At 63.3% G+C, this 26,339-nt stretch carries 26 protein-coding genes and 1 tRNA gene; 25 read left to right on the forward strand and 2 right to left on the reverse strand.

Going from position 1 to position 26,339, the window contains the following annotated elements; genetic code table 11:
- Positions 1 to 252 precede the first annotated feature (252 nt).
- The 4 genes from CXY70_RS03930 (at position 253) to CXY70_RS03945 (ending at position 6,475) form a co-directional block, all read left to right on the forward strand.
- Positions 253 to 3,168 (forward strand): Rne/Rng family ribonuclease, encoded by a 2,916-nt coding sequence (locus tag CXY70_RS03930; protein WP_104191076.1) that lies wholly within the window; start codon positions 253 to 255, stop codon positions 3,166 to 3,168.
- A 77-nt stretch (positions 3,169 to 3,245) separates the two neighbouring features.
- A complete protein-coding gene (locus CXY70_RS03935) occupies positions 3,246 to 4,235 on the forward strand; it encodes a permease (protein ID WP_134528978.1) in 990 nt (329 codons plus the stop codon).
- Positions 4,225 to 4,998: a TIGR03943 family protein gene (locus CXY70_RS03940; protein WP_104191078.1), complete on the forward strand. Its 774-nt coding sequence runs from the start codon at positions 4,225 to 4,227 to the stop codon at positions 4,996 to 4,998. The genes CXY70_RS03935 and CXY70_RS03940 overlap by 11 nt, the downstream gene beginning before the upstream one ends.
- On the forward strand, positions 4,988 to 6,475 hold the full coding sequence (locus CXY70_RS03945) for a hypothetical protein (protein WP_104191079.1): 1,488 nt from the start codon (positions 4,988 to 4,990) through the stop codon (positions 6,473 to 6,475). The genes CXY70_RS03940 and CXY70_RS03945 overlap by 11 nt, the downstream gene beginning before the upstream one ends.
- Positions 6,476 to 6,482: 7 nt before the next feature.
- On the opposite strand, the gene CXY70_RS03950 is transcribed toward CXY70_RS03945, so the two are convergent.
- The gene (locus tag CXY70_RS03950) at positions 6,483 to 6,755 is read right to left on the reverse strand and encodes a DUF4031 domain-containing protein (RefSeq protein WP_104191080.1); all 273 of its coding nucleotides are present in this window, start codon (positions 6,753 to 6,755) and stop codon (positions 6,483 to 6,485) included.
- 239 nt (positions 6,756 to 6,994) lie between these two features.
- Between CXY70_RS03950 and rplU the strand changes: the two genes are divergently transcribed.
- The 14 genes from rplU (at position 6,995) to CXY70_RS04020 (ending at position 16,530) form a co-directional block, all read left to right on the forward strand.
- Positions 6,995 to 7,303, forward strand: a complete 309-nt coding sequence (gene rplU, locus CXY70_RS03955; RefSeq protein WP_104081810.1) for a 50S ribosomal protein L21 — start codon at positions 6,995 to 6,997, stop codon at positions 7,301 to 7,303.
- An 18-nt stretch (positions 7,304 to 7,321) separates the two neighbouring features.
- Positions 7,322 to 7,579 carry a 50S ribosomal protein L27 gene (gene rpmA, locus CXY70_RS03960; RefSeq protein WP_104128962.1) on the forward strand — a complete coding sequence of 86 codons (258 nt, stop codon included), beginning with the start codon at positions 7,322 to 7,324 and terminating at the stop codon, positions 7,577 to 7,579.
- A 161-nt stretch (positions 7,580 to 7,740) separates the two neighbouring features.
- Positions 7,741 to 9,411 carry a GTPase ObgE gene (gene obgE, locus CXY70_RS03965; RefSeq protein ID WP_104191081.1) on the forward strand — a complete coding sequence of 557 codons (1,671 nt, stop codon included), beginning with the start codon at positions 7,741 to 7,743 and terminating at the stop codon, positions 9,409 to 9,411.
- A complete protein-coding gene (proB, locus tag CXY70_RS03970; RefSeq protein ID WP_104191082.1) occupies positions 9,408 to 10,214 on the forward strand; it encodes a glutamate 5-kinase in 807 nt (268 codons plus the stop codon). The genes obgE and proB (CXY70_RS03970) overlap by 4 nt, the downstream gene beginning before the upstream one ends.
- A 189-nt stretch (positions 10,215 to 10,403) precedes the next feature.
- Complete coding sequence (gene proB / locus CXY70_RS03975) at positions 10,404 to 11,210, forward strand: glutamate 5-kinase (protein ID WP_104191083.1); 807 nt, start codon at positions 10,404 to 10,406, stop codon at positions 11,208 to 11,210.
- Between the two features lie 46 nt (positions 11,211 to 11,256).
- Positions 11,257 to 12,525, forward strand: coding sequence for a glutamate-5-semialdehyde dehydrogenase (locus CXY70_RS03980; protein ID WP_104191084.1), 1,269 nt, complete (start codon positions 11,257 to 11,259; stop codon positions 12,523 to 12,525).
- A 118-nt stretch (positions 12,526 to 12,643) separates the two neighbouring features.
- Positions 12,644 to 12,859, forward strand: a complete 216-nt coding sequence (locus CXY70_RS03985; RefSeq protein WP_104191085.1) for a hypothetical protein — start codon at positions 12,644 to 12,646, stop codon at positions 12,857 to 12,859.
- 15 nt (positions 12,860 to 12,874) lie between these two features.
- Positions 12,875 to 13,468: a nicotinate-nucleotide adenylyltransferase gene (gene nadD / locus CXY70_RS03990; RefSeq protein WP_104191086.1), complete on the forward strand. Its 594-nt coding sequence runs from the start codon at positions 12,875 to 12,877 to the stop codon at positions 13,466 to 13,468.
- Positions 13,465 to 14,550, forward strand: a complete 1,086-nt coding sequence (locus tag CXY70_RS03995) for a hypothetical protein (RefSeq protein ID WP_104191087.1) — start codon at positions 13,465 to 13,467, stop codon at positions 14,548 to 14,550. Before nadD ends, CXY70_RS03995 begins: the two co-directional genes overlap by 4 nt.
- A 124-nt stretch (positions 14,551 to 14,674) precedes the next feature.
- Entirely contained in the window at positions 14,675 to 15,076 is a 402-nt protein-coding gene (rsfS, locus tag CXY70_RS04000; protein ID WP_104191088.1) for a ribosome silencing factor, read from the forward strand.
- A gap of 73 nt (positions 15,077 to 15,149) precedes the next feature.
- Positions 15,150 to 15,222 (forward strand) — tRNA-Ala (locus tag CXY70_RS04005).
- Positions 15,223 to 15,416: 194 nt separating this feature from the next.
- Positions 15,417 to 15,758 carry an Lsr2 family protein gene (locus CXY70_RS04010; protein WP_104191089.1) on the forward strand — a complete coding sequence of 114 codons (342 nt, stop codon included), beginning with the start codon at positions 15,417 to 15,419 and terminating at the stop codon, positions 15,756 to 15,758.
- A 25-nt stretch (positions 15,759 to 15,783) separates the two neighbouring features.
- Positions 15,784 to 16,179, forward strand: coding sequence for a YchJ family protein (locus CXY70_RS04015; protein ID WP_104191090.1), 396 nt, complete (start codon positions 15,784 to 15,786; stop codon positions 16,177 to 16,179).
- A 9-nt stretch (positions 16,180 to 16,188) separates the two neighbouring features.
- Positions 16,189 to 16,530, forward strand: a complete 342-nt coding sequence (locus tag CXY70_RS04020; protein ID WP_104191091.1) for a TIGR02611 family protein — start codon at positions 16,189 to 16,191, stop codon at positions 16,528 to 16,530.
- Positions 16,531 to 16,567: 37 nt separating this feature from the next.
- Here CXY70_RS04020 and CXY70_RS04025 read toward each other — a convergent pair whose 3' ends face one another.
- Positions 16,568 to 16,966, reverse strand: a complete 399-nt coding sequence (locus CXY70_RS04025; RefSeq protein WP_104191092.1) for a hypothetical protein — start codon at positions 16,964 to 16,966, stop codon at positions 16,568 to 16,570.
- Positions 16,967 to 17,124: 158 nt separating this feature from the next.
- Between CXY70_RS04025 and CXY70_RS04030 the strand changes: the two genes are divergently transcribed.
- From CXY70_RS04030 to CXY70_RS18250, 7 genes are all read left to right on the forward strand, one after another.
- On the forward strand, positions 17,125 to 18,159 hold the full coding sequence (locus CXY70_RS04030; RefSeq protein WP_104191093.1) for an LLM class flavin-dependent oxidoreductase: 1,035 nt from the start codon (positions 17,125 to 17,127) through the stop codon (positions 18,157 to 18,159).
- A gap of 189 nt (positions 18,160 to 18,348) precedes the next feature.
- On the forward strand, positions 18,349 to 20,541 hold the full coding sequence (gene glgX / locus CXY70_RS04035; RefSeq protein WP_104191094.1) for a glycogen debranching protein GlgX: 2,193 nt from the start codon (positions 18,349 to 18,351) through the stop codon (positions 20,539 to 20,541).
- 10 nt (positions 20,542 to 20,551) lie between these two features.
- Positions 20,552 to 22,954 carry a malto-oligosyltrehalose synthase gene (gene treY, locus CXY70_RS04040; RefSeq protein ID WP_104191095.1) on the forward strand — a complete coding sequence of 801 codons (2,403 nt, stop codon included), beginning with the start codon at positions 20,552 to 20,554 and terminating at the stop codon, positions 22,952 to 22,954.
- On the forward strand, positions 22,951 to 24,705 hold the full coding sequence (gene treZ, locus CXY70_RS04045) for a malto-oligosyltrehalose trehalohydrolase (RefSeq protein ID WP_104191096.1): 1,755 nt from the start codon (positions 22,951 to 22,953) through the stop codon (positions 24,703 to 24,705). The genes treY and treZ overlap by 4 nt, the downstream gene beginning before the upstream one ends.
- A gap of 81 nt (positions 24,706 to 24,786) precedes the next feature.
- On the forward strand, positions 24,787 to 25,314 hold the full coding sequence (locus tag CXY70_RS04050; protein ID WP_104191097.1) for a hypothetical protein: 528 nt from the start codon (positions 24,787 to 24,789) through the stop codon (positions 25,312 to 25,314).
- Positions 25,311 to 26,048, forward strand: a complete 738-nt coding sequence (locus CXY70_RS04055) for an enoyl-CoA hydratase/isomerase family protein (protein WP_104191098.1) — start codon at positions 25,311 to 25,313, stop codon at positions 26,046 to 26,048. The genes CXY70_RS04050 and CXY70_RS04055 overlap by 4 nt, the downstream gene beginning before the upstream one ends.
- Positions 26,049 to 26,103: 55 nt before the next feature.
- Positions 26,104 to 26,339 (forward strand): hypothetical protein (locus CXY70_RS18250; protein ID WP_233205723.1); only part of this gene is annotated, 236 nt, incomplete at its 3' end.

Genomic DNA, 26,339 nt, shown 5'->3' on the forward strand with positions numbered 1-26,339 from the left:
GCAGACGCCACAGCGCTTAATGAGTACAGAGCTTAATGAGTACAGAGCTTGCCTGGGCAACAGTCGCTCAGAATTAGGGTCCCACGATCCGAAGTATTTGCAGCCAGAGCACAGTCCCCGAACAGCAAGAGGGGGCAAAGCCGGTTGCCGCAGTAAAAAGTTCGCGGAATTGCCACGAAGGTGTCGATCCCGCACGAGAGAGTAACCGGTGGGTGGCGCGGTCATCCACAGCGGTCAAGGAGCGCACCAGTGATGGTGGAAGACAACGAAAACAAGAAACGCAAGAGCCTGTTCGGCCCTCGCAAATCAACCAGGAAGGCGCCGGTCACCCGGTCGATAGATCCGGCGATCGAGGCCGCGACCGCATCGGGCCCAGCTGTGCACGAAACCGCTGAGCCTGTACCCGCCAGGACAACCATCGCGGAGTACAACAACGTCACCGGAGCGCAGCAGACAACCGATGCTACGCCCGTAAACGACGAAGCGAACGACGAGCCAGTCGCGCCGGCAGCGGCACCCGTGCGCCCGTCGTTGTCCCTGTTGTTCCAGGCACCGGAAATCCTGCCGATGATGGCACGCACGGGTATCCGCTCGTCGCAGGAATCGCACCAACAAGAGCGCGATCTGGACGACGACGAGGAAGAAGAAGCGACGACGGTTCGTCGTCGAGCCCGACGGCGCACCGGCGACGAGAATAGGTCAGGCACCGACGACCCCGCCAACACGGTGGTCAAGGTGCGCGCCCCGCGCGAACCCGAACTCATCACCGAACCTCAGCGCATCAAGGGGTCCACACGACTCGAAGCAAAGAAGCAGCGTCGCCGCGACGGCCGTGACGCCGGCCGCCGCCGCCCGGTCATCACGGAGGCCGAGTTCCTCGCCCGTCGAGAGTCCGTCGACCGCCTCATGGTCGTGCGCGCCAAGCACAATAAAATTCAGATCGGTGTGCTCGAAGACGGCGTGCTGGTCGAGCACTACGTCGCCAAGAATCAGGATGCCTCGCTGATCGGCAACGTCTACCTCGGGCGCGTCCAGAACGTGCTCCCGAGCATGGAAGCCGCCTTCGTTGACATCGGGCGTGGTCGCAACGCCGTGCTCTACTCCGGTGAAGTTGACTGGGACGCTGCCGCCGAGAACTCCGGCAGCTCTAATCAGGCCCGCCGCATCGAGCTCGCCCTTAAGCCGGGCGACAAGGTGCTCGTGCAGGTCACGAAAGATCCGATCGGGCACAAGGGCGCCCGCCTCACTAGCCAGGTTTCCCTGCCCGGCCGCTACCTGGTCTACGTACCCAACGGTTCGATGAACGGCATCAGCCGCAAGCTTCCCGATACTGAACGCGCCCGCCTGAAGAAGATCCTCAAGGAGGTTCTTCCCGACAACGTTGGCGTGATCGTGCGCACCGCAGCCGAGGGCGCGACCGACGAGCAGCTCACCGTCGACGTCAACCGGCTTCGTGAGCAGTGGGCGAGCATCGCTGAGCAGGTCGAGTCCGCGCAGGCGCCCGCCGAGCTGCACAGCGAGCCGGACCTGCTGGTCAAAATCGTGCGGGACGTCTTCAACGAAGACTTCCAGCGCATGGTCGTGGCTGGCCCCGACGTGCGCTCCACGATCGAGACTTACCTCAGCCAGGTCGCTCCCGACCTGCTCGAGCGCGTCGAAACCTACGAGGGCGAGGTTGATTCCTTCGATGAGTTCCGCATCTCGGAGCAGATCGAGAAAGCTCTCGACCGCAAGGTCTGGCTGCCGTCCGGTGGCTCCCTGGTGATCGACCGCACCGAAGCCATGACCGTTGTCGATGTCAACACCGGCAAGTTTGTCGGCAGCGGCGGCAACCTCGAAGAGACCGTCACCAAGAACAACTTGGAAGCGGCCGAAGAGATCGTGCGGCAGCTGCGCCTGCGCGACATCGGCGGCATCATCGTCGTCGACTTCATCGACATGGTGCTCGAGAGCAACCGCGACCTCGTGTCGCGTCGCTTGATCGAATGCCTCAGCCGGGACCGCACCAAGCACCAGGTGGCCGAGGTCACTTCTCTCGGACTCGTTCAGATGACCCGCAAGAAGCTCGGCCTCGGACTGCTGGAATCCTTCAGCGAGAACTGTGAGTCCTGTGCCGGCCGCGGCATCATTGTGCACCACGACCCCGTTATCAAACACCGCCAGACCGCACAGCCGCCGCAGGAACGCCGCCCACGCGCCAAGGGCAGCAGCACTGCGGCCAGCACAAACGGTGGAAACAATGCTTCCGGAAATGGCCGCGACAACTCGGGCCAGCGCGACAGTTTCAACCGTGACGCGCACTTCGGCAGCAGCACCGGGTTCGATGCGCCGAAGGGCGGTCAGGGCACCCACGGCATCACCGAGGACGCCAAGCAGGCTCTCGCGCTGATCGCCGCTCGTACCATCACCCGCACCGGGTCCATCGCGATCATCCCGGCGCCAGATGCACGGGCAGCGGGTGCTGACGCAGCGAAGGCCGCGCCGGTCTCCACCGAGGCGACCACCACCGGGCAGGGGACCATCGAGCAGGCCAGCACGGAACAGGTTACGACCGCGCAGGACAGCACCGCGCAGGCCAGCACCGCGCAGGACAGCACCGAGCAAACCGAACAGGCCGAGCAGGCTGAACCGGCGAGCACAGAGCGTTCACGCGGTCGACAGCCGCGTTCGCGCGGCCAGAATGGGCGTACCCAGCAGTCGCGGTCCGAGCAGGCCCGCGCCCGCCAGGCCAGCACAGAACAGGCCAGCACGGAACAGGCTGAACCGGCGGTATCCGCTGCACCGGTTAGTGAGCAGGTCTCGACCCAGGCAGCACCGGATGCCGCACCCCGCACCCGCGGCGGCCGCAGCACCCTTGCAGCCGGCGCGCCGGCCGTTTCTACGCCGGAAGTGCAGACTTCCGTGTCCAATACCTCGGAGTCCGTCGATATCCTCGACATTCCGGTGAAGAAGTCGACGCGCACCGCGCGGCGCCCCAGCAAACAGGTCACCGACCAGTTGCTGGATTCCGTGCTCGACTCGCTGCCGGAACCGAAACTCCCCGGCCAGGGGCGGGCGCGCAGCCGCCGCGTCACGACTGCCGGCGGTTCCGCCGGCCAGGTTATTTTGACAGCTTCGGGTAATGCGACCTCCGCGTCGACACCCAGCCAGCCGCCACACGGCGACTAGGCACCCGATAGAAGTCAGACGGTAACGCAATCGGCGGGCAGCTCCCTCTCCTGCGGCGATGGCCTTTCGGCCTCACCGTGGGGGTGTTGGTGGTGCTCGCCGTTTTCGTCGTGCGGGCACTGTCGCCCGCCTTCGTCAACGATCAGCTGAGCGATTTTCAACTGCCGGACCGGGTGCAAGACACCCTGACGCTGGCGATGAGCGTCATCATCGAGTCGGTGCCCTTCGTTTTTCTGGGCATTCTGCTCTCGGCGGTCGTGCAGGTCTGGCTGCCACACGGCGTTCTGGCCCGACACCTGCCGCGAAACCCGATCCTGCGACGTGCGTCGATTTCACTGCTCGGCATGTTCTTCCCGGTCTGCGAGTGTGGCAACGTGCCGCTCGCGCGCGGATTCATGGTGGGCGGGTTTACCGTCTCCGAATCGATCACGTTTCTGCTCGCCGCGCCCATTTTGAATCCGATCACCATCATTACCACGCACCAGGCCTTCGGCTGGGACGGCCACATTCTGGTAGCGCGGTTGGTCGGCGGATTCCTCATCGCCAACGTGGTGGGCTGGCTGTTCAGCAAGCACCCCGACCCGCAGAGCCTGCTGACGACCAGGTTCGCGGCGGCCTGCGCCGTGGGCTCCACGAGCGGGCACGATCATGCGCACGCTCGCGAGAGCCGGTTCAGCCAGACCACTGAGATTTTCATTCGCGAAACCTCGGTCATCATGCCGGCGTTGTTCATCGGTTCCGCCGTGGCCGCACTCACCCAGGTCTTCGTGCCCCGGTCGGTGCTGCTCGCCCTCGGCAGCAACCCGGTCTGGTCGGTGCTCGCCATGATGGCCCTGGCCTTCATCGTGGCGGTCTGCTCCAACGTTGATGCCTTCTTCGTGCTGTCGTTCGGCAGCACCTTTCTGCCCGGCGGAATCGTGGCCTTCCTCGTGTTCGGTGCCCTGATCGACGTCAAGATGCTCGCTCTCATGCGCACGACCTTCACGAGCCGTACCCTGGTGCAGATTACGGTCGTGGTGGGGCTGATGAGTGCGGCCCTCGGATTACTGGTGAACTATGTTGCCTGACGCAAAGTTGTCCGGGGCCTTAAGATATTGGGCTGAGCGCTGGCAGGGCGTGCTGCTCAGCCTCGTGGTGGTCGTCGCGACGCTGTGGCTGGCCCTGAGCGGCCAGCTTGGCCTCTACATTCACCCCCGCTACTTCGTCTTCACGATCGTTATGGCCGTCATCGGGCTCGTGCTGGTCGGTGCCGGGTTCGCCCGTCGCCGCAGTTTCGAAGTCGAACGCACCGGTCGCGTCGCAACAGCGCTCACCGGGGTCGGAGTCGTGCTGCTGGTGATCATGGGGGTAGCCATGGTCGTCGTTCCGCCGACCACCCTGACCAGCGCCACCGCGACCCAGCGCGAGGTGAACTCCGGCGGGCTCGGCACCGAGGACGACGCCGACCAAGCCGCTGCGCTTATCGGCACCGGCGACTTCGAGCAGCTCAGCGTGCGCGAATGGGTCTCCCTGCTCGCGCAGTCCTCCGATCCTGGGTTCTACGCCGACAAGACCGCGCAGGTCACCGGATTCGTGACGCCGGACACCAAGGATTCCGAGAACGTGTTCTACGTGGCCCGATTCGTCGTCACTTGCTGCGCCGTCGACGCCCAGCCGATTGGTGTTCCGGTCTACCTTCCGGGCTGGCAGTCCGAGTACGAGATCGATGACTGGGTACAGGTCACCGGTCGGTTCGACCCGAGCGTGAGTGCGGCGGCGAGCGACCCGCTCGCGATCACCCCGGTCGAGATCCTTCCCGTCGACCAGCCGAAGGACCCCTATGTTTACTGAGCTCACGACCGATCTGCTCACCGGCCAACCGCTCCGGCCACGGTCGATGCGCCCATTCCGTCGCACCCTCTGGATGCTCGTGGGCGGCCTGGTCGCGGCGTGCCTCGCCCTCGTCGCCGTCAACCTGCTGACCGGCCCCCGGCTCACCGACGTCGACGTCGATACGAATGCCGTGGTCTCGATGCCAAACACACGCCTGGTGCTGGCGACGAACCGTCAATTGGCCTTAGTCACGCCCGAGCAGGTCAGGATCGAGCCGGCCACAGCCTTCCAGGTGACAACGAGCGCAAATTCTGTCGTGATTTCCTTTCCCCAGCCACTCGCTTACAACACCGACTACGCGATCTCCGTGCGGGGGGCCACCGGCACGGCTGTCAATCGCGAAGGAACGCTCAGCGCGGAATTCAGCACGAGCGAACCGCCGTTCTACTATCTCAATCGTGCGCAGCCGGCCGCCGAAGCAGGAATGCGCGGCACCGACCGCATCCTGCGCACCACGACCGGTTCGACCGACACCGACGTGGTCTTTCAATCCGCGAACATCCAGCAATTCGTGCCGATGGGCAGCGAACTCGCCGTGGTCACCGTCAACCCCGATCTGGCCAACGCGCTCTCCCGTGTCGACGCCGACGGCACCGCCGAAGTCCTCAACCTGCCCGGCGTCGGTCTCGTGCACGACCTGCAGGCGGCACCCGGCCAGTCCCTGCTTGGTTTTCGTTTTACCAGCGCAGCGGATGCCGCCGGCCCGCACTACGAGAACGTGCTGTTCGTGCTCGACCTGCGCACCAATGCCGCTACGGCCGTCACAGGCCTCGAAGGGGGCCCGCTGAGTGTCACGACGTGGGGTTTCATGCACGGTCGCGCCGACATCATTGCGCAGCAATACGACTCGACCTTGCTGCTGATCAATCCGCAAAACCAGTCCGGCGGCAACCCGCTCGAAAACGAACCGGAATTCGCCGCACCGGTTCCGTTGGGGCAATTCGCCAACCTCACCGCGTTCGCACCCGACGGGGTACGCATTGCGGTCTCTGACCGCGACGGCCAGTACGTGCTCGACCTTTCGCAGGGCACAGAGTCGCCCATCGTGCCGCAGAGCGTGGCCGGTACCACCCGGTACACCGCCGAGCTACGCTTTCGCGCCGGGGGAGTCGGCTCCGACTCCGACGGTTATGTGCAGCGGGTCGCCGAGTTCGACGCCACCACCGGTTCGGTCAGGCAGTATCTCTCGTTGGTGCAGGGTGGTGAGGCGCGCACCGTCTATTCACCGGCATCCGCTGACGAAACCATCGTTGGTTTCGAGCTCTCGCCGAATGACCAGTTCCTGGCCGTGCAGATCGTGCCGAACCGTGACACCGAGCTCTTAGATGGATACCCGGTCAATGCTCAGGCAACGGATGTGACGACCCTGTTCGTGAACGTGGCCACCGGTGCCGTGCGCCGCAGCGTGCTGGGCTTCGACGCCACCTGGCAGTAGCCGAGCCCTACAGCCCTCGCCGCTCCCGGGCGGTCACGCGCAGTCCGCTGGAGCGCAGCCGCACGATCATTTCGCGAAAGCTCACCGGCACGGCCCCCGCGGAGACCAGATCGGCGTAGCGCGCCTCAGGGACGTCGTAGTGGTCACGGTCGAAACCACGCCGCGGAATGCCAGCTGCGGCCGCGAAAACGTGCAATTCTTCAAGATCCGCGTCGCTCACGAGGTGCGCCCACACGGTTCCGTGCGCCGGCCAGCTAGGCTGGTCGATAAGTATTGCCATGATCGAAGTCTACGAGCCGCATTGGTTCAGACGCCGAGGGTTTAGACACGCCGCGCCATTGGTTTGACCACGGGTAGCGGATCAGGTAAAGTCAACCCTTGGTGTGCGTTAGGCAATATCAACGCAAATGCCATGATTTTCTGAGTGCGCTGGGCCAACCGGTTCGTGCGCGCAGTCAATTGACAGCAGCGAATTTTCAGATTCGGAGCCTTGGGGCTCCCCAGAGATTGGTACGTAAAGTGGTTTACGCAGTTGTGCGCGCCGGAGGGCGGCAGGAGAAGGTAGAGGTCGGTACCATCGTGACGATGGACCGAATCAAGGCTGACAAGGACGGCAACGTCGAGCTGGCCGCCGTGCTTCTCGTCGACGGCGACAAGATCACCTCTGACTCTACGTCGCTGGCCAAGATCAAGGTCACCGCCGAGGTTTTGAACAACCTTCGCGGTCCGAAGATCGTCATCCAGAAGTTCAAGAACAAGACCGGGTACAAGAAGCGTCAGGGGCACCGTCAGGAGCTCACTCGCGTTCAGGTTACCGGCATCGCCTAGGCCTGAGGAGATAGACAGATGGCACACAAAAAAGGTGCGAGTTCCACTCGCAACGGTCGCGACTCGAACGCCCAGCGCCTCGGCGTAAAGCGCTTCGGAGGTCAGGTTGTCGGCGCGGGCGAGATCATCGTTCGCCAGCGCGGCACGCACTTCCACCCCGGTATCAACGTCGGCCGTGGCGGCGACGACACGCTCTTCGCCCTCGAGGCTGGGTCCGTGCAGTTCGGCGCCAAGGGTGGCCGCAAGGTCATCAACATTGTGGTCGCAGCCGCGTAGGTTCCACAGCACAGCATTTTTTAGCACAGCGTCAGGGCGGGCTTCGGTCCGCCCTGACGTGTTTGTCCGTAACAGATTTGTGTATTAACCAGTTCTACCGCACACAGTTTCATAGCACCGTGTTTTGAAGCACTTTCTGCGCCACCTGAAAGGGGCACTCCATGGCCACATTCGTTGACCACGTGACGCTGCATTTACGAGCGGGCAATGGAGGAAACGGCTGCGTTTCGGTCAAGCGCGAAAAGTTCAAACCCCTTGCCGGCCCCGATGGCGGTAACGGCGGCGGCGGCGGCGACCTCGTGCTCGTCGCTGACCCGAGCACGACCACCCTGCTCGGTTACCACCGTTCGCCCCACCGCAGCTCCGACAATGGCGGACCGGGTATGGGGGACCACCGCAATGGTCACAACGGGGACATGCGCGAGCTCATGGTGCCAATCGGCACGGTCGTTAAAGACGTTGAGGGCAACCAGCTCCTCGATATGAACGAACCCGGCCTGCGCCTCATCGTCGCTCCCGGCGGCCAGGGCGGGCTCGGTAATGCTGCCCTCGCCTCGACCAAGCGCAAGGCCCCCGGCTTTGCCCTGCTCGGCACGCTCGGCTGGGAAGGCGACGTCTATCTCGAGCTCAAGACCGTAGCGGATGTCGCCCTGGTCGGCTATCCCTCGGCTGGCAAGTCCAGCCTCATCGCCGCCATGAGCGCAGCTCGGCCAAAGATCGCCGACTACCCGTTCACCACGCTGCACCCCAACCTCGGCGTCGTCGAGTCGGGCGAGTCGCGCTACACCATCGCCGATGTACCCGGCCTCATTGAAGGAGCAAGCGAAGGCAAGGGCCTCGGCCTCGAGTTTTTGCGGCACGTCGAACGCTGCACCGCCCTGCTGCACGTGCTGGACTGTGCCACGCTCGAGCCCGGCCGTGACCCGATCAGCGACCTCGACGTCATCCTCGGCGAACTCGACGCCTACCCGGTGCCCGAGGGCCAGAAGCCGCTACTGCAGCGCTCGCAGCTCATAGCCTTGAACAAGATCGACGTACCGGAGGGCCGCGAACTGGCCTCCTTCGTCAAGGCAGACCTCGAAGCGCGCGGTTACCGCGTGTTCGAGATTTCCAGCGTCACTCACGAAGGGCTCAAGCAACTCAACTACGCCCTCGCCAAGGTCGTAGAACAGGGCCGCGCCGAGGCCGCCGCAGCCGAAGCGAAGAAGCCGCGCATTATCATCCGTCCCAAGGCCGTCGACGAGGGTGGCTTCGTCATCAAGGTTGAGGGTGGTACCTTCGGCAACATTTACCGCATCCTCGGTACCAAGCCGGAACGGTGGATTCAACAGACCGACTTCACCAACGACGAGGCCGTCGGCTTCCTCGCCGACAGGCTCGCCAAACTCGGCATCGAGAACGAGCTGTACAAGTCGGGTGCCGTTGCCGGTTCGACGGTCATCATTGGCCCCGGCCACGGTGTCGTCTTCGACTGGGAGCCGACGCTGACCTCGACCGCCGAGCTCATCACCGCTCCGCGCGGCACCGATTCCCGTCTCGACGAGCCCAAGCGCCGCACGAGCAACGAACGCCGCGAGGAGTACTTCGGTCGGATGGACGCCAAGTCCTCAGCCCGCGCCGAGCTCATCCGCGAGCGTGAAGCTGGCATGTGGCAGACCGGCGAAGAGGAATACAACGAAGACGTGCGCCTCGCCGACGTAGAATTGACCGCCGATGGGGCAGTTGCTTCCCCTGACACCTCGTTGGCCGACGAAGCTGCGATCGAAGCCGAAGCCGAGCTCGACAGCAGCAACGACGTCGACAGAGCCACGGCAGAGGAAGATCAGAAGTGAGTGGCTTAGCGAGAGAAAACGTAGCGGGCGCGAAACGCGTCGTTGTGAAAGTTGGGTCCTCGTCGATTAGCGGCGAGAATTCCGACCAGATCACGCCCCTCGTTGACGCACTGGCCGAGGCTTACGGTCGCGGCACGGAGGTCGTATTGATCTCCTCGGGCGCCGTCGCGACCGGCATGCCGTTCCTCAACCTCGACGAGCGCCCCAGCGACGTGGCTACGCAGCAGGCCGCCGCCGCCGTCGGGCAGAACGTATTGATCTTCCGCTATCAAGAGAGCCTGGACCGCTATGGCATCGCGGCCGGCACGGTGCTCTTGACCGAGGGCGACGCCCTCAAGGAACCCCACCGCAGCAACACGCGTAGGGCCCTCGAACGTCTGCTCGACCTGCGCATTCTGCCCGTTGTCAACGAGAACGACACTGTCGCGGTCTATGGTTTGCGGTTCGGCAGTAACGACCGCCTCGCCGCGCTGGTAGCAACCCTCATCCGTGCCGACCTCCTGATCATGCTCAGCGACGTTGACGCGCTCTACACCAGGCCGCCGCACCTGCCTGGCGCAAAGAAGCTCAACTTTATTGCCGCGGATGACCCGCTCGATGGTTTCGAATTCAGCTCCAGTGGAGCAACCGGTGTCGGTACCGGGGGCGCGAGCACCAAGGTCGTGGCCGCCCGTCTGGCGACCGAGGCCGGCACCGCTGTCTTGGTGACGTCGACCGAGCTGGCTGCCGCAGCCCTCCGCGGCGAGCACGTCGGTACGTGGTTTGAACCGAAAGCGAGTGAAGAGCGCCGCGCGCTGCTCTAGTGGAGTTTGGGAATGCGCACTGAGTTATTTTTCACACGCTACCACCCCGGCTCGTGGCGGTGAAAAGCCTTCGCTGCATTCGGTAAACTGCCAAAAGCCACGCACGGCGCGGCCCTTATTCTCGCCGGAGGTTTAGTTGTCTGTGGGGTTGCACGTTATGAGTGTAAAAGTCGTGGGGCTCGCGAGTCGATGAGGGCGCACTCGCAGCACGTCGTTCAATCAGCGTCGCGCATCGTCGTTAAGGTTGGCTCCTCATCGATCAGCGGTGAAAACTCCGGTCAGATTGCGCCGCTCGTCGACGCCTTGGCCGAAGCCCATGCTCGGGGTACCGAGGTGGTTTTGGTGTCATCCGGTGCTATCGCGATCGGAATGCCGTATCTACAACTGCAGGAAAGACCAACTGACCTGGCCACCCAGCAGGCGGCGGCATCCGTTGGTCAGAACCTGTTGATCTTTCGGTACCAAGACAGACTCGACCGTTACGACATCGTGGCCGGTCAGGTGTTGCTTACAGCGAGTGACCTCGAGAACGCCACTCACCGCGGCAATGCCCAGCGCGCCATGGAACGCCTGATGGCACTGCGTATTCTTCCGATCGTCAACGAAAATGACACGGTTGCCACCCACGAAATTCGATTCGGGGACAACGATCGGCTGGCCGCGCTCGTTGCCACTTTGATCGGCGCAGACCTGCTCGTGCTCCTTAGTGATGTCGATGCCCTCTACACCTGCCCGCCGGACCTGCCCGGGGCAGAACGCATCAGCCACGTTGCGTTCGGTGACCCCCTGCTCGGCATGGAATTCGGCGCAACAGCCGTCAACGGAGTCGGTACCGGGGGAGCCAGCACCAAGGTGACGGCGGCGCGCATCGCCGCCCAAGCCGGAACTGCCGTGCTGGTCACCGCGACCGGGCTGGTGGCCGATGCTTTGCGCGGTGAACCGGTGGGAACCTGGTTCGAACCCTCGACGGCGCCATCAGGACTGCGTATTTCCTGAGAGTCGAGAATAGTCTCCGGGGTTCGTCTCCCGTAAACTGAGATGCATGTTGCAGTCTTTGAACGATGTAGCCCAGCTCACGCCCACCCTGGAGGCCGCTCGCGGCGCCTCGTTATCGCTCGCTTCAGCGCCGACGGAGATCAAGAACAAAGCCCTAAACTTAATTGCGCAGTCGCTACGTGACCATGTCGCACAGATCGTTACTGCCAATCGGGCCGACCTGGCCGCCGGCGAAACCAACGGTCTCCGTGACGGTCTGCTGGACCGCCTGAAGCTCGATGAGCCCCGAATACTGGCCCTCGCGGGTTCTGTCGACCAGATCGCGCTACTCACCGACCCGGTCGGACAGATAGTGCGCGGCAGCAGCCTGCCCAATGGCATCAAAATCAGCCAGGTGCGCGTTCCCTTCGGCGTGATCGGAGTCATTTACGAAGCTCGGCCCAACGTCACGGTCGATCTCGCGGCCCTCGCGCTGAAGAGCGGGAACGCCGTCGTGCTCCGCGGCGGTTCCGCGGCCGAGAACAGCAACCGTGTGCTCATCGGCTTGGTGCAGGCGGCGCTCGTCGAGGCTGGACTCAACCCCGATTCGGTGCAGACCATCGATCCCTTCGGTAGGGCCGGTGCCACCGAACTTATGAAGGCTCGCGGCTACGTCGATGTACTCATTCCCCGTGGCAGCGCCAATCTCATTCAGACCGTGGTGGCGCAGTCCGAGGTGCCGGTCATTGAGACCGGAGCGGGCGTCGTGCACGTCTTCCTTGATGAGACGGCGACCAAGCAGTGGGCGATCGATATCGTCCACAATTCCAAGACGCACCGTCCGAGCGTATGCAATGCCCTCGAAACCCTCCTGGTGCACCGAAGCGCCGCCGAACGGCTGCTTCCCGCAGTGTTGGCCAAGCTCGCGGCATCCGGTGTCACCATCCATGCGGATGCCCGCACTCGATCGATCTACCCGGCCGCGATCCCGGCAACCGACGAAGACTGGGGCACCGAGTACATGAGTCTCGACATCTCCGTCGCAATCGTCGACTCACTCGACGAGGCCATCGCCCACATTCGCCGTTATTCCACGGGACATACCGAGTCGATCATCACCAACGACCTGCAGAATGCGGAACGTTTTCTGAATGAGGTGGATTCGGCCGCGGTCATGGTCAACACCTCAACCCGGTTCACCGACGGAGGCGAGTTTGGGTTCGGCGCCGAGGTGGGAATCTCCACCCAAAAGCTGCACGCTCGGGGGCCAATGGGCTTGCCTGAGCTGACCAGCACAAAGTGGATCGTGCGCGGCACCGGACAGGTACGAGCCTAGGTCCAGAAGAGGCCGGGGTCCAGCTAGAATGAGTCGACGGCGTGAGTCGTCAGGCCTGCGACCCGTCGCAGTCACCTCAAGCCGTGCCTAACCGGCGTGGCCCGTGAATGGAGAACCGATGTCTTTTCTGAGTGCCGTGCTGACCGAGGTCGAGCACATCGCGCTGCCGTTGCCGCTCGTCGTCTACCCGATGGTCGCGGCCGTGTTATTCCTGGCGCTCGGCGTCGTGGTGTGGAGCTTTCGTGATGTAGCCAACCGCCACAGCGGCAAGGCCAATGCCTACGCCGCCGCGCACGGCGCAGACGGTGGCACCCCCGGCACCGGTGGCCATTAGAAGTCTGAGTTCAACGTGACAGTTCGTCGTCCGCGCATCGGCGTGATGGGTGGCACGTTCGACCCCATTCACCATGGGCACCTCGTCGCCGCCAGCGAGGTGGCGCAGAGTTTTGACCTCGACGAGGTGATCTTCGTGCCGACCGGGCAGCCATGGCAGAAGAGCGGCGTCACCCGAGGCGAACACCGTTATCTGATGACCGTAATCGCAACCGCCTCCAATCCACGGTTCACGGTGAGCCGCGTCGATATCGACCGGGTCGGGCCGACGTACACCATAGACACGTTGCGTGACCTGCATGAAGAGCGTCCCGACGCTGAATTGTTCTTTATTACCGGAGCGGATGCCATCACCCAGATTCTCGGCTGGAAGGACGTACGCGAACTCTGGCAGCTGGCGCACTTCGTCGCTGTGAGTCGCCCGGGGCATGAGCTGAGCGTTTCAGGATTGCCGAACCACGACGTAAGCTTGTTGGAGGTTCCGGCACTGGCTATTTCGTCCACTGACTGCCGGGCGCGGGTCAATCGGGGATTCCCCGTCTGGTATCTGGTCCCCGACGGGGTTGTCCAGTACATCTCAAAGCATCATCTGTATCGGAGTGTGGCATGACGTTGGGAGAACCTCAGCCGCTCAGCCGACGTCAGGCGCGCGAACTTGCCCGCGATCAGAGCGACGAAGCCGCTGCGGTGCACGACGCAATCCCGACTCTCGACGTTCCGGTACTGGCGCCGGCCGCGCTTCGCCCTGCATCTTTTGCCGCCTCAACGCAGTCTTCGACATCCCGTCGAACGAGCCGGCATCACACGATCTCCGAGATGGACGAGGCCCAGGAAGCCATACTTCCACCTCCAAGTCCAGTCAAGCCCACGCCGTCTGCTCTGGCTTCGGCACCGCACACGCTGAGTCGCCGGGAGTTGCGTGCATTGCACGCGCGTGAGGAAGAGCAGGCCCTCCCGACCGACGGCTTGCCGACTTTCTCCGGTGCGCAGGTCGACGCGGATCTCAGTGAACCCGCAACAGTCGGGGTCGAGCTGATCGAGTCCGAGCTGATCGAGGCCGAGCTGATCGAGTCCGAGCCAGCCACACCGGTCGCCGTTGACCGGGTCGAACCCGAGCACATGTATGCCGAACCGATCGTCACGGAGCCGACCGAGGCAACAGCCGCGACCACGAGCGACAGCACCGGCTGGGTACCGCCGATCGGGCATTGGTCGGTCGATGAGGATGCCCTGCGCGTCGAAGCCCCGCAGCGCGACCAGTCGCTCGACGAACTGATCAACCGCGGTATCGGTGCCGGTGGCATCCCCACCACCACGAACGCGCTCATATTGCCGTCAATTCCGCACCAGGCCAGCAGCGTGAGTCCCATCTCCAATACCGGGGAGATCATGATCACCGGGTCGTTCGACCTGCCGCGGAGTCTTGGCTCGACTGGCGCGCATCCGAATCTGTTCGATTCGTCGGAGATAGACCACGTGATGGACCAGCTCGACGCCGATCAGCTTGGCGGGGACTCGGCCCCGGTCAGTGCGAGTCGCGCTGTGAGTACGCACGCCTCAACGCGGGGCATGCTGGCTCCGCCCAAGAAACAGCGTGCCTCGCTTCCGATGATTTTGGTCATCGCGACGGCTGTTTTAGCTGTGAGCGTTCTGGCACTTTTCGTGACCGGCTATCTACTGGGCATTTTCTAGTGAATCGAATCGTCCAGGATCGTCCCGCCCGCTTTGTGAGCCCCTGCTGCTCGCCTTCTTTCGTTCCCTCTATCATCGCGGCGATGGCATTCACGCCTCGCTGCACAATCTCAAGGATTCATTCATGACCACTTCACCCCACGCCCTCGAGCTGCTTGCAATCGCCGTCGCGGCCGCCGACTCCAAGGGAGGAGAAGACCTCGTTGCCCTCGATGTATCGAATCCGCTTCCCCTGGCTGATATCTTTTTCATCGTCACTGGCCGATCAGAGCGCAACGTGGTTGCGATCGCCGGTGAGATCGAAGACAAACTGATCGAGGCCGGTCACAAGCCGCTTCGGCGTGAGGGACGTGCGGCTGGTCGCTGGGTGCTGGTTGACTTCGGTGACCTGGTTGTGCACGTCTTCCACGAGGAAGAACGCCAGTATTACTCCCTGGAGCGCCTGTGGAAAGACTGCCCGGTGATTCCGACAGGGATTCCCTCCAAACTGACGGTGCAAGACGCCGCCGAAGAGGTCGTGGAGTAGCTTCGGTTTCGCAGATCCCAATCTGTGTTGTAAGCTAACAAAGTTGTTTCGAAGCAATTCGAAACAACAATCTGGGTCCGTGGCGCAGCTGGTAGCGCACCTGCATGGCATGCAGGGGGTCAGGGGTTCGAATCCCCTCGGATCCACAAAATATGAGATAGCTCCGACACGGTCGGAGCTATTTTTTTGCGTCGGCAGTGTAAAGATCGTGAATGCAAAAGAAATACCGCGTGGCGGGTATCGGAATGCGAGTCGGGCGGCCATACTTCGTTAGTGGTAATGGCCACAAACGAATGTATCCATCCCGAATGTATTCGACAGCGTATTGGAGAATCCCAGAATGAAGAAGACCACGGTTCAGCTGCTGGACGACCTTGACGGCACCGTTATCGAGAATGGCTCCGGAGCAACCGTTTCCTTTGCCTTTGAGGGTGACTCTTACGAGATCGATCTGTCCACAGAGAATCTCGCTGAATTCCGAGCTGCGATTAAGCCCTACACAAATGTTTCACGGCGCGTTGGCTACGTGCCCGCCAAAACGCGCGGTGCCAGTTCGGCCGGTTCAGACCGGGCCGAGCTGCAGGCCATCCGCGCCTGGGCCGCCGCCAATGGCACACACGTGTCCGACCGGGGGCGCATCGCCGGCTCCGTTCGCGAGGCTTACGCCAAGGCGCAGGCGTAGCAGAGTCTGAAAAACCGCCATCACTCTGCATCAACGGTGTCCCTGCTTGAGCGGCGACACTTATTCTGAGTGCTGCGGCCGTTTTCACAGTGGTACTGCCTTACCGCCAACGGCCGAATGGCTCATGCGTTCACGTTATAGCGCCTTCTACTTTGGCGATGCGCAGTATCTACTTAAGACATGGCATCAACTCACCAGACCTGAAGCGCTCGAACTGGACCCGGAGATAACGTGGCGGCGGCTCGATATCGTACGGACAAAAGGCGGCGGGTTACTCGATAGCAACGGCATCGTGGAATTTACAGCGCACTATCGTGTAACCGGCAAAGCGGGACGGCACAATGAAGTCAGTCGCTTTCAGAAAGTCGACCAGCACTGGTATTACCTCGATGCTGCGCCACCTCCCAGAAACGTGGCTTAGATTGGGTAAATGTCAGAGCACCTCTCCCGCGATATAACCAGCGGCAGCGACCCACGGCATCCGGTGCGGAGGGCACTGCGGCGTGCTCGCACGTGGGTTGACGGGCACCCGTATCTGCTCTTCGCCTATCGCCTTGGCGTCGGGCTGCTCGGCGCGCTGATTGTCGCGATCGGCATGATTTTGATTCCCTTGCCGGGACCTGGGTGGCTCATCGTCTTTTTGGGCCTCGCCGTGCTCGGAACGGAATTCGCGTCAGCGCGTCGGCTGGGAGCCGTCCTCAAGCGCATTGTCACGCGGGTTTGGACGTGGTGGCGCAGGCGACGTGATCGCCGGGTGGCCACATCTTCCTAACCACAAACGCGCGCCGTCTGGCAGCGTATTTGATGGGTCAGCGGCCCATAATCGGTGCGGGCGCGCTGAAGAACAGCGAAATCAAGACGGCGACATAGACGATCACGAAGATCGCCGGGGTCACGTAGCGCACGACATTGACCCATGCTGCCATAGAGACAATGCACCGGGTGAGCGAGCTGGGTGTCGGCACGGAACGTAGGTCGGCGATGACTGCCAGTCCCTCGTTCGCAGCCGCTATTTGCGCGAGCGCCCCGAAAATACCCGACGCGAGCAGAATACCCGCGGCGGCAATGCGTACGGCCAGGTCGGCGGTGCCAAGTCCTAGTGCGAGAAAGCCCACAGTGGCGGTGAGCAGAAACGTTGGGGCAGCTTGGGAGACAATAATGTGTGCTCGCGCCTTGACCCACAAACTGATGAGGTCGATTTCGGTCATGGGGGTCTCCAGTCGTCGGGTGCAGAGAGCACGTAACCCCATTTTGGTGGCTTTGGCGCTACAAATCGAAAATGATGAACTAAATTCTGTCGGGACAAGGTTGCACCGGTAGATGCATGTGCGTGGAACTATTCTTTTGTTTTGAGAGGCCTAATCGCGTGACGTACAAACTTGAACTGGGACTCGATACCTTCGGAGACGTCACCGTCGCGGCCGACGGGCGGCCGCTCACTCAACCGCAGGTGCTGCGCAACGTCGTGGCTGAGGCCGTACTGGCCGATCAAGTGGGCCTGGACTTCTTCGGCATCGGCGAGCACCACCGCGCCGATTTCGCTGTCTCCGCCCCCGAGGTCGTACTCGCCGCCATTGCGGGCCAGACCAGCACCATTCGCCTGGGTTCAGCCGTGACCGTGCTGAGTTCAGACGACCCGGTGCGGGTGTATCAGCGGTTTTCCACGCTCGACGCTGTGTCGAACGGGCGGGCAGAGGTCATTCTCGGCCGTGGCTCATTCACGGAATCCTTTCCACTCTTCGGCCTTGATGTCGGCGACTATGAGCAGCTATTCGAGGAAAAGCTGGAACTATTCACCGAACTGCGGAAGGAAGAGCCGGTGACGTGGTCCGGTCAGACCCGGCCAGCCCTGAGCAACCAGACAGTCTTTCCGCCGACCGAGTCCGGGTCGATCAAGACCTGGATCGGTGTGGGCGGCAGTCCCGAATCCGTCATCCGTGCGGCGCACTATGGAATGCCCCTCATGCTTGCCATTATCGGCGGTGCCCCGCTCGCCTTTGCCCCCCTGGTCGACCTGTATCGCCGCGCTCTGGCGCAGTTCGAAAAGCCCTCATTACCAATCGGTGAGCATTCGCCCGGCTATATCGCCAGGACGGATGCCCAGGCTCGCGACGAAATGTGGCCACACTACGAGGCCATGCAGAACCGCATCGGTCGTGAACGCGGTTGGAGTCCCGCCACGCGGGAACGGTTCGAGCAGGAGGCCGGCCCTAGTGGAGCTGTCTTCGTCGGCTCGCCCGAAACGGTGGCGACAAAAATCGCGGCCGTGGTGACGGGGCTCGGGTTGTCTCGATTCGATCTGAAGTACAGCATCGGTACGCTGCCGCACGAGAAACTGATGACCAGCATCGAACTCTATGGCACCGAGGTCGCACCGCTCGTGCGCGAACACCTCGGCTGAGGCCCCTGAGGCCCCGGGGGGAATGGGCGCGGGAATGGGCGCGGGTGTGTGCGCGGGTGAGGGCGCTGGGGGTGGCTATGGCGGCGGATGCCTGTAGCGTGTTCTGCAAGCGCGATTCGATCACCTGTTTGCGCGCGTCCTCGCCGCTCCTGCATCTGACCGTGTCCCATCTTCATCCCGAGGAGTCTCATGGAAACCTGGCCCGGAACCGCCTACCCCCTGGGCGCGACGTTTGACGGGAGCGGTACCAACTTCGCCCTGTTCAGCGAAGCCGCCCAACGTGTCGAGCTGTGTCTCATCGACGAAGACGGAGACGAGACGCGGGTGGAGGTGCGTGAGTCATCCGCTTACATTTGGCACTGTTATCTGCCCCTCGTGCAGCCGGGCCAGCGTTACGGCTATCGGGTGCACGGCACTTACAATCCAGCGGCCGGTAATCGGGCCAACCCGAGCAAGCTGCTGCTTGATCCCTACGCCAAGGCCACGACCGAGGTTATCGACTGGGATCCCTCGTTGTTCTCCTACGATTTCGATGACCCCGACTCCCCGAATGACGAAGATTCCGCTTTGCACATGATGCTCGGCGTCGTCGTCAACCCGTTTTTCGACTGGACCGGTGACCGGTCGCTGCGCACGCCATACAGCGAGTCCTTCATCTACGAGGCACACGTCAAGGGCCTCACCAAGCTGCAACTGTCGGTGCCGGAGAGGCAGCGCGGCACCTACGCAGGGTTGGCGCATCCGTCGGTCATCGACCACCTGCAAAAGCTCGGCGTGACCGCTATTGAGCTGATGCCGGTGCACCAGTTCGTCAACGACGGAACACTCGTTGAACAGGGCCTGAACAATTATTGGGGCTACAACACGATCGGATTCTTCGCGCCGCACAGCGCGTATTCCGCGACCGGAGATCTCGGCCAGCAGGTGCAGGAATTCAAGGGTATGGTGCGCAGCCTGCACGCTGCCGGCATCGAGGTCATTCTTGACGTGGTGTACAACCACACCGCCGAGGGCAACCATATGGGGCCGACCCTGTCCTTCAAGGGCATCGACAATGAGGCCTACTACCGCCTGATGGACAACGACAAGCGTTACTACATGGACTACACCGGCACCGGAAACACCCTGAACGTGCGGCACCCGCACGTGCTGCAGCTCATCATGGACTCGCTGCGGTACTGGGTGCTCGAGATGCACGTCGACGGATTTCGGTTCGACCTGGCGTCGGCCCTGGCCCGCGACCTTTATGACGTCGACAAGCTCTCCACCTTTTTCGAGCTTGTGCAACAAGATCCGGTCGTCTCGCAGGTCAAGCTCATCGCGGAACCGTGGGATGTCGGTCCCGGCGGCTACCAGGTCGGAAACTTTCCCTCCCAGTGGTCCGAATGGAATGGTAAGTACCGTGATACCGTGCGCGATTTTTGGCGGGGTGAGCCATCCACCCTGGGCGAATTCGCCTCCCGCGTGGCGGGATCGGCCGACCTCTACGAACACTCCGGGCGCCGCCCGATGGCCTCGATCAATTTCGTGACCGCGCACGACGGTTTCACCATCGCGGACCTGGTCTCGTATAACGAGAAACACAACGATGCCAACGGCGAAGACAACGAGGATGGTGAGTCGCACAACCGCTCGTGGAACTCCGGTATTGAGGGCCCCAGTGATGATCCCGTGATTCGCGGGCTGCGCGCCCGGCAGGCACGCAACTTCATCGCGACGCTGCTCTTGTCGCAGGGGGTGCCGATGCTGCTGCACGGCGACGAGCTGGGCCGTACCCAGCTCGGCAACAACAATACCTACGCGCAGGATTCCGAGTTGACCTGGGTTCACTGGGACGAGGCCGATGTGCCACTGATCGAATTCACGGCCGCCGTGTCCCGCCTGCGCCGGGAGCACCCAACTTTTCGGCGCAGCAGATTCTTCGACGGTCGACCTGGTAATCGCGTAGCGGGCGAATCGCTGCCCGATATTGTCTGGCTCAACACCGATGGTGAACCGATGGCCTCCAAAGACTGGGACGAAAGCCTGGCCCGCACTGTCGCCAAATTTCTCAACGGCGACGGCAACGGAATCCGCGAGCGCGACGCGCGTGGTCAGGACGTCACCGACGACAACTTTCTACTCTTGTTCAACGCCGACGCCGAAGACGTCGAATTTACGCTGCCGCCCGATGAGTATGCACCGGCCTGGAAGATCGTGGTCGACACCGCCGGCGAGGGCGCCGATTCCATCCCCCGTCCGGCCGGAGCGATTCAGACCGTGGCCGGTCGTTCTTTGGTGGTGCTGCGCGCCTATCACGAAGCCGAAGTTGTGCCGGATCACTCCGTTGCAGCGTCACTGGCCGGTGCCACCGGCCTCATCACTTTGCCCGGCCACAGCTGAGGGCCGGGCCATGACCGACAAACCAGGTAGGGCGGCAGCGGGGCGGGTACCCGCGCCGCGCTCGACCTATCGACTGCAGATCAGCGCAGCCTTCGACCTTGATGCCGCCGCGGCTACGGTGGACTACATTCGCGATCTGGGTGCGGACTGGGTCTACCTCTCGCCATTGCTGCAGGCCGAGGCCGGATCAGATCACGGGTATGACGTCGTCGATCATTCCCTCGTCGACCCGGCCAGAGGCGGGGCGGATGCCCTGGACCGGTTCGCGACAGCGGCCCACCAGCTAGGTCGGGGCGTACTCGTAGACATCGTGCCGAACCACATGGGTGTAGCGACGCCGCGGCAGAATTCGTGGTGGTGGGATCTGCTCCAAAATGGCCAGCAGTCGCGATACGCCGAGGCCTTCGACGTGGATTGGGCGTACGGTCAGGGGCGAATTCGCATTCCGGTGCTGGGCGACGAGCCTGGCCAGCTTGATCAGCTGGAGATCGTTGACGGCGAGTTGCACTACTTCGGAAATCGTTTTCCGATTGCCGCCGGAACCGCCGACATTGGTGCCAGCCCGGCTGGTGTGCACGATCGGCAGAACTATGAGCTGGTGAACTGGCGGCGGGCCGACGACGAGTTGAACTATCGTCGATTCTTCGCCGTGAACAGTCTGGCCGGCATTCGCGTGGAAACGCCGTGGGTGTTCGAGGAGTCGCACCGTGAGATCGTGCGCTGGGTGCGTGACGGTCTTGTGCAGGGACTGCGGGTCGACCATCCGGATGGCCTGGCCGACCCGGCCGGTTATCTTGAGGCGCTGCGTCGTGCCACAAACGGCGCTTACGTTCTGGTCGAAAAAATTCTCGAGGGGCCAGAGCAACTTCCCACGAGCTGGGCGACGGCTGGCACCACCGGGTATGACGCCCTCACCGACGTTGATCGGGTGCTCGTTGATCCGGCCGGCCAGGCAGATCTGGACGCCCTGGAGCTGCGGCTCCAGGGTGCCGACGAAGCAGGGTGGGGGAAACTGGTTTATCGAAACAAGCGCGTGGTGGCTGACGGTATCCTGCGCTCGGAGGTGCTGCGCATCGCTCGCCTGGTACCGAGCGACGAACAGAGTCATGACCGTACCGCCGACGCTGTCGCCGAGCTTCTGGCCTGTTTTCCGGTGTATCGTTCCTACCTGCCCCTGGGTCAGGGCCACCTGCAGGCGGCGGCGAATCGATCGATCGCCCACAGACCCGAACTCGAGGCCGAAATCCTCCGGCTGCTGCCACTACTGGGCGACTCGGAGCATCCGGCTGCCGTGCGCTTTCAACAAACGTCGGGCATGGTCATGGCTAAGGGGGTCGAAGACCGGGCCTACTATCGGTTCAGCCGGCTTACCTCGCTCAACGAAGTCGGCGCTGACCCCGACGAGTTTGCGGTCACGGTGACCGAGTTCCACAACCGGCAACGAGCGCGCCAGGCCGGGTTCCCGCAGTCGATGACAACCCTGTCAACCCACGACACGAAACGTAGCGAAGACGTGCGTGCGCGCATCTCGGTGCTCGCTGAGATCCCAGCCCGCTGGGAGGGCCTGCTCGAGCAACTGCGGGCGCGCCATCCGCTTAGTGACGCGCCGTTCGAGAACCTGCTCTGGCAGGCGATCGTCGGCGCCTGGCCAGCCAGCCGGGAGCGTCTCCTCGCGTACGCGCTGAAGGCGGCGCGCGAGGCCGGAACCTCGACCACCTGGACGGAACAGAACGCTGATTTTGAGATGAAACTTGATGGGCTCGTCACCTCCGCCGTCAGCCCCGGGCCGACCCACGACCTCATCGCCGGTCTGGTCTCTGAACTGCAGCAGACAGGCTGGAGCAATTCGCTCTCGCTTAAGCTGTTGCAGCTGACCATGCCGGGAGTCCCCGACGTGTATCAGGGCAGTGAACTGTGGGAGACGTCGCTGGTCGACCCTGACAACCGCCGCCCGGTCGACTATGAGCAACGCCGCGAACTGTTGATCCGCGTCGACGGCGGGTGGCTTCCTCCCATCGACGCCAGTGGAGCCGCGAAGCTGCTGGTCACCTCCCGCGCCCTGCGGCTGCGCCGCGACCGGGCGAGGTTTTTTACTCGCTACGCCTCGATACCCGCCTTCGGCGCGGCCGCCGAGCACGTTGTGGCATTCGATCGCGGGGGAGCGATCACGGTGGCCACCCGGCTGCCGATCGGGCTGCACCGCGCCGGGGGTTGGGGCGACACGACCATCGCGCTAGCCGGCCGCAGCTACATCGACGTGCTCACCCAGGAGAAGTTCTATGGTCCGAGCCTGCGGGTCGCTGACGTTCTCGCTCGCTACCCGGTGGCTCTGCTGGTCGCCGGTGACGATGACGATGACCGAGGTTCCCCGTTCGACCCCGCCCTCCCCAACCCCACAGGACGACACGCATGAACGATCAGAAATTTGCTGTCTGGGCCCCCGACGCGTGCGCTGTCCAGCTGCAACTCGGGCCGCGCAGGCTCGAGCTGGCGGCGCGGGATGACGGATGGTGGGAGCTTTCGGCATCCGTTCCCCCCGTTGGTGCGGGCGCCATGGATTATGGATTCATTGTGGACGGGAGTGGGCCGTTCCCCGACCCGCGCGCGCGGCGTCAGCCCGGTGGGGTTCACGCCCTGTCGCGCACCTTCGATCCCGCCGACCATATCTGGCAGGACACCGATTGGACCGGCCGCCAGCTCGCCGGTGCCATCATCTACGAGCTGCACGTGGGAACCTTCACACCCGAGGGTACGTTCGAAGCGGCAGCGTGCCGGGTTGATCATCTGCAATCAATCGGTGTCGACTTCGTTGAGCTGTTGCCGGTGAACGCGTTCAACGGAACGCATAACTGGGGTTATGACGGCGTGCTCTGGTATGCCGTGCACGAGGGCTACGGCGGCCCGGCAGCGTATCAGAGTTTCGTCGACGCCTGCCATCGGCATGGCATCGGCGTGATTCAGGATGTCGTTTACAACCACCTCGGTCCGAGCGGCAACTATTTGCCCCAGTTCGGCCCGTACCTGAGCGAGGCTGCGGGAAACACCTGGGGTTCCGCGCTTAACCTCGACGGGCCAAACTCCGATCCGGTGCGCCGCTACATTCTGGACAATGCCCTGATGTGGCTCAGCGACTACCACGTCGACGGCTTGAGGCTCGACGCCGTCCACGCGTTGCGCGACACGAGCGCGACCCACCTGCTCGAGCAACTCGCCGTCGAAGTCGGTGCGCTCAGCGCAAAGATCGGGCGTCCGCTCACCCTGATCGCCGAATCCGACCTCAACGATCCCCGCCTCATCACGTCGCGAGAGGCGAATGGCTACGGCCTCGATGCCCAGTGGAGCGACGACTTTCATCACGCCGTGCACGTGGCTCTGACGGGGGAAACTGCCGGGTACTACGCCGACTTCGAGCCGCTTGACGCCCTCGCCAAGGTGATCACCCACGGATTCTTTCACGACGGCACATACTCGAGCTTTCGCGAACGCACCCACGGCCGCCGCATCGACCGCGAACGGATGCCCACCTGGCGGCTGGTCGTCGCTTCCCAGAATCATGACCAGATCGGCAATCGGGCTGCCGGCGACCGTCTCAGCGCCCAGCTGGATGTGGGTCAGCTCGCGATTGCGGCGGCGCTGACCCTGCTCGGGCCGTACACGCCGATGCTGTTCATGGGGGAGGAATGGGGTGCAACAACACCCTGGCAGTTCTTTACGTCGCATCCCGAGCCTGAGCTCGGCGCAGCAACGGCCACCGGGCGGATCAACGAGTTCGCCCGTATGGGGTGGGATCCGCAGATCGTTCCCGACCCGCAGGACCCGGCCACGTTTGAGCGTTCCAAACTCGACTGGAGTGAGGCGGACGAGACCGAGCATGCTCGACTGCTCGGGTTCTATCGTGAGTTGGCGTCGTTTCGCCGTTCGTATCCCGACGTCACAGATCCACGGTTCGACCAGATTGCCGTGGAGTTCGATGCTGCTGAGGGGTGGTTACGGGTGCACCGTGGTAGCACCAAGGTTGTGATCAACTTCGGTGAGCGGTCGGTGCGCGTGCCGGCCGGTCGGGGAGAGGTGGTGTTGTCTTTCGCGACCGGTCCCGATGCCGTGCAGGATCGGCTGCCCAACGCCCTGCAGCTGGCTCCACACTCCGTCGTCGTGTTGGTCTGATCTGCACTGCGCTGGCGACGGATCTGGTCTGGCAAGATGGGGCTGCTGACACAGTTGCAGCAGATGTGATGAGGACCACGCATGGGATCGTTTTTAGCGCCGACGACGGCTGCCGCGCTCGAGCAGCTTTTAGCGCTGCACACGGATGACGGTGGCTCGCCCCTGAATCGGCTGCGCGCCATCCGCTCGCTGCAGGCCGCCCTCGATCAGGACCCGGCAACGCTCGTCGCGGTTCGCGCTGCGCTCGCCGCCGATACGTCGTGGGAGCAGGTCGCTGATGCTACAGGGCTTAAACCCCCGGCGGCCAGATGGCGTTGGGGCGGCAGCGATGAGGAGATCAGCGCCCGCCTTGAAGCTGGCCGCAAACGCTCTGCAAGGCCGAGCAGTGTACCGACCGACCTCCCCGGTCTGTCGGTCGCCGAGGCGGCGGCGGAACGCGGGGTGAGCGCCCAGGCCATCTACCTGCAGGTGCGTCGCGGCACCCTGGTCAGCCGCACGGTGACCCTGCCCGACGGCCGCAGCTACAAGCGGGTGTTTCCTGCCGGCACGACCGACCCCGATCCCAGAAGCGACCAAAATTTCGACCTCAATGGAGACGTCCCACAATGACCACCACGCTTACGATTGAACGCCGCGCCGATCGGGTGCACGTTCAGCTCGACCGGCCCGACGTGCGCAATGCCATCGACCAGACCATGATCGACGAGCTGCACGCCGTCTGCGCCGAACTCGAGCAGCAGCCGCGTATCCTCATCATCAGCGGGGCGAATGGTGTCTTCGCCTCCGGTGCCGATATCGCCCAGCTGCGGGAACGTCGGCGCGATGATGCGTTGCTCGGCATCAACTCCGCACTGTTCTCGCGCATCGCGAAACTTCCCATGCCCGTCATCGCCGCCATCGACGGCTGGGCGCTGGGCGGCGGCGCCGAACTCGCCTACGCGGCCGACTTTCGCATCGCGTCCACGAGCGCCCGTCTCGGCAATCCGGAGACCGCGCTCGGCATCCTGCCCGCCGCCGGTGCGCTCTGGCGTTTGGCCGAGCTCGTCGGAGAGCCGGTGGCCAAGGAGATCATCCTCGCCGGGCGCATCCTCAGCGCATCCGAATGCCTCGCAGTGCACTTGGTCACCGAGGTGCACGACCCCGACGACCTGCTCGCCGCCGCTCACGCACTGGCCGACCGGATCGCCGCACAGGACCCGCTCGCGACCCGTCTCGCCAAGGAGGTCTTCCACGCTCCGCGCGCCGCGCATCCGCTCGTTGATAACGTCGCCCAGTCGATCCTGTTCGAGTCCGAGGCAAAATTTACCCGAATGGATGCGTTCCTCGCCCGTCGCAAGCGCTGATCCGGTTCGGCTCCGTGGGCGTCGTGTCACGGAGTCCTGACCCCAGGACAGCCAGATGAACGCGCCGACCAGCACGAGCACCAGCGTGAAGCTGCCAATGGCTGTTAAGACGCAATCCATGATTTTCTCCCAGCGTCACACCGAGTCTGGTAGCCGCCGAGGGTTGGTGCTCGGTGATGGCCTCCTGGTGACCGGCAAAAAGAACGCTTCAGGTGCGCCAGGGTGGTTCGGGGCTGGGGGTGTTGGCGCGGTGGGTGTGGGCGGGGCACCAGGTTTGGGTGGGGTCCCAGA

This window comes from Cryobacterium sp. Y82, assembly GCF_002929495.1.
Taxonomy (GTDB): domain Bacteria; phylum Actinomycetota; class Actinomycetes; order Actinomycetales; family Microbacteriaceae; genus Cryobacterium; species Cryobacterium serini.

Coding starts and splice junctions, on each gene's coding strand:
- CXY70_RS03930 (WP_104191076.1), top strand. CDS start 253: ATGGTGGAAGACAACGAAAACAAGAAACGCAAGAGCCTGTTCGGCCCT.
- CXY70_RS03940 (WP_104191078.1), top strand. CDS start 4,225: ATGTTGCCTGACGCAAAGTTGTCCGGGGCCTTAAGATATTGGGCTGAG.
- CXY70_RS03945 (WP_104191079.1), top strand. CDS start 4,988: ATGTTTACTGAGCTCACGACCGATCTGCTCACCGGCCAACCGCTCCGG.
- CXY70_RS03950 (WP_104191080.1), bottom strand. CDS start 6,755: ATGGCAATACTTATCGACCAGCCTAGCTGGCCGGCGCACGGAACCGTG.
- rpmA (WP_104128962.1), top strand. CDS start 7,322: ATGGCACACAAAAAAGGTGCGAGTTCCACTCGCAACGGTCGCGACTCG.
- obgE (WP_104191081.1), top strand. CDS start 7,741: ATGGCCACATTCGTTGACCACGTGACGCTGCATTTACGAGCGGGCAAT.
- proB (WP_104191083.1), top strand. CDS start 10,404: ATGAGGGCGCACTCGCAGCACGTCGTTCAATCAGCGTCGCGCATCGTC.
- CXY70_RS03980 (WP_104191084.1), top strand. CDS start 11,257: ATGTTGCAGTCTTTGAACGATGTAGCCCAGCTCACGCCCACCCTGGAG.
- CXY70_RS03985 (WP_104191085.1), top strand. CDS start 12,644: ATGTCTTTTCTGAGTGCCGTGCTGACCGAGGTCGAGCACATCGCGCTG.
- CXY70_RS03995 (WP_104191087.1), top strand. CDS start 13,465: ATGACGTTGGGAGAACCTCAGCCGCTCAGCCGACGTCAGGCGCGCGAA.
- rsfS (WP_104191088.1), top strand. CDS start 14,675: ATGACCACTTCACCCCACGCCCTCGAGCTGCTTGCAATCGCCGTCGCG.
- CXY70_RS04010 (WP_104191089.1), top strand. CDS start 15,417: ATGAAGAAGACCACGGTTCAGCTGCTGGACGACCTTGACGGCACCGTT.
- CXY70_RS04020 (WP_104191091.1), top strand. CDS start 16,189: ATGTCAGAGCACCTCTCCCGCGATATAACCAGCGGCAGCGACCCACGG.
- CXY70_RS04025 (WP_104191092.1), bottom strand. CDS start 16,966: ATGACCGAAATCGACCTCATCAGTTTGTGGGTCAAGGCGCGAGCACAC.
- glgX (WP_104191094.1), top strand. CDS start 18,349: ATGGAAACCTGGCCCGGAACCGCCTACCCCCTGGGCGCGACGTTTGAC.
- treY (WP_104191095.1), top strand. CDS start 20,552: ATGACCGACAAACCAGGTAGGGCGGCAGCGGGGCGGGTACCCGCGCCG.
- treZ (WP_104191096.1), top strand. CDS start 22,951: ATGAACGATCAGAAATTTGCTGTCTGGGCCCCCGACGCGTGCGCTGTC.
- CXY70_RS04050 (WP_104191097.1), top strand. CDS start 24,787: ATGGGATCGTTTTTAGCGCCGACGACGGCTGCCGCGCTCGAGCAGCTT.
- CXY70_RS04055 (WP_104191098.1), top strand. CDS start 25,311: ATGACCACCACGCTTACGATTGAACGCCGCGCCGATCGGGTGCACGTT.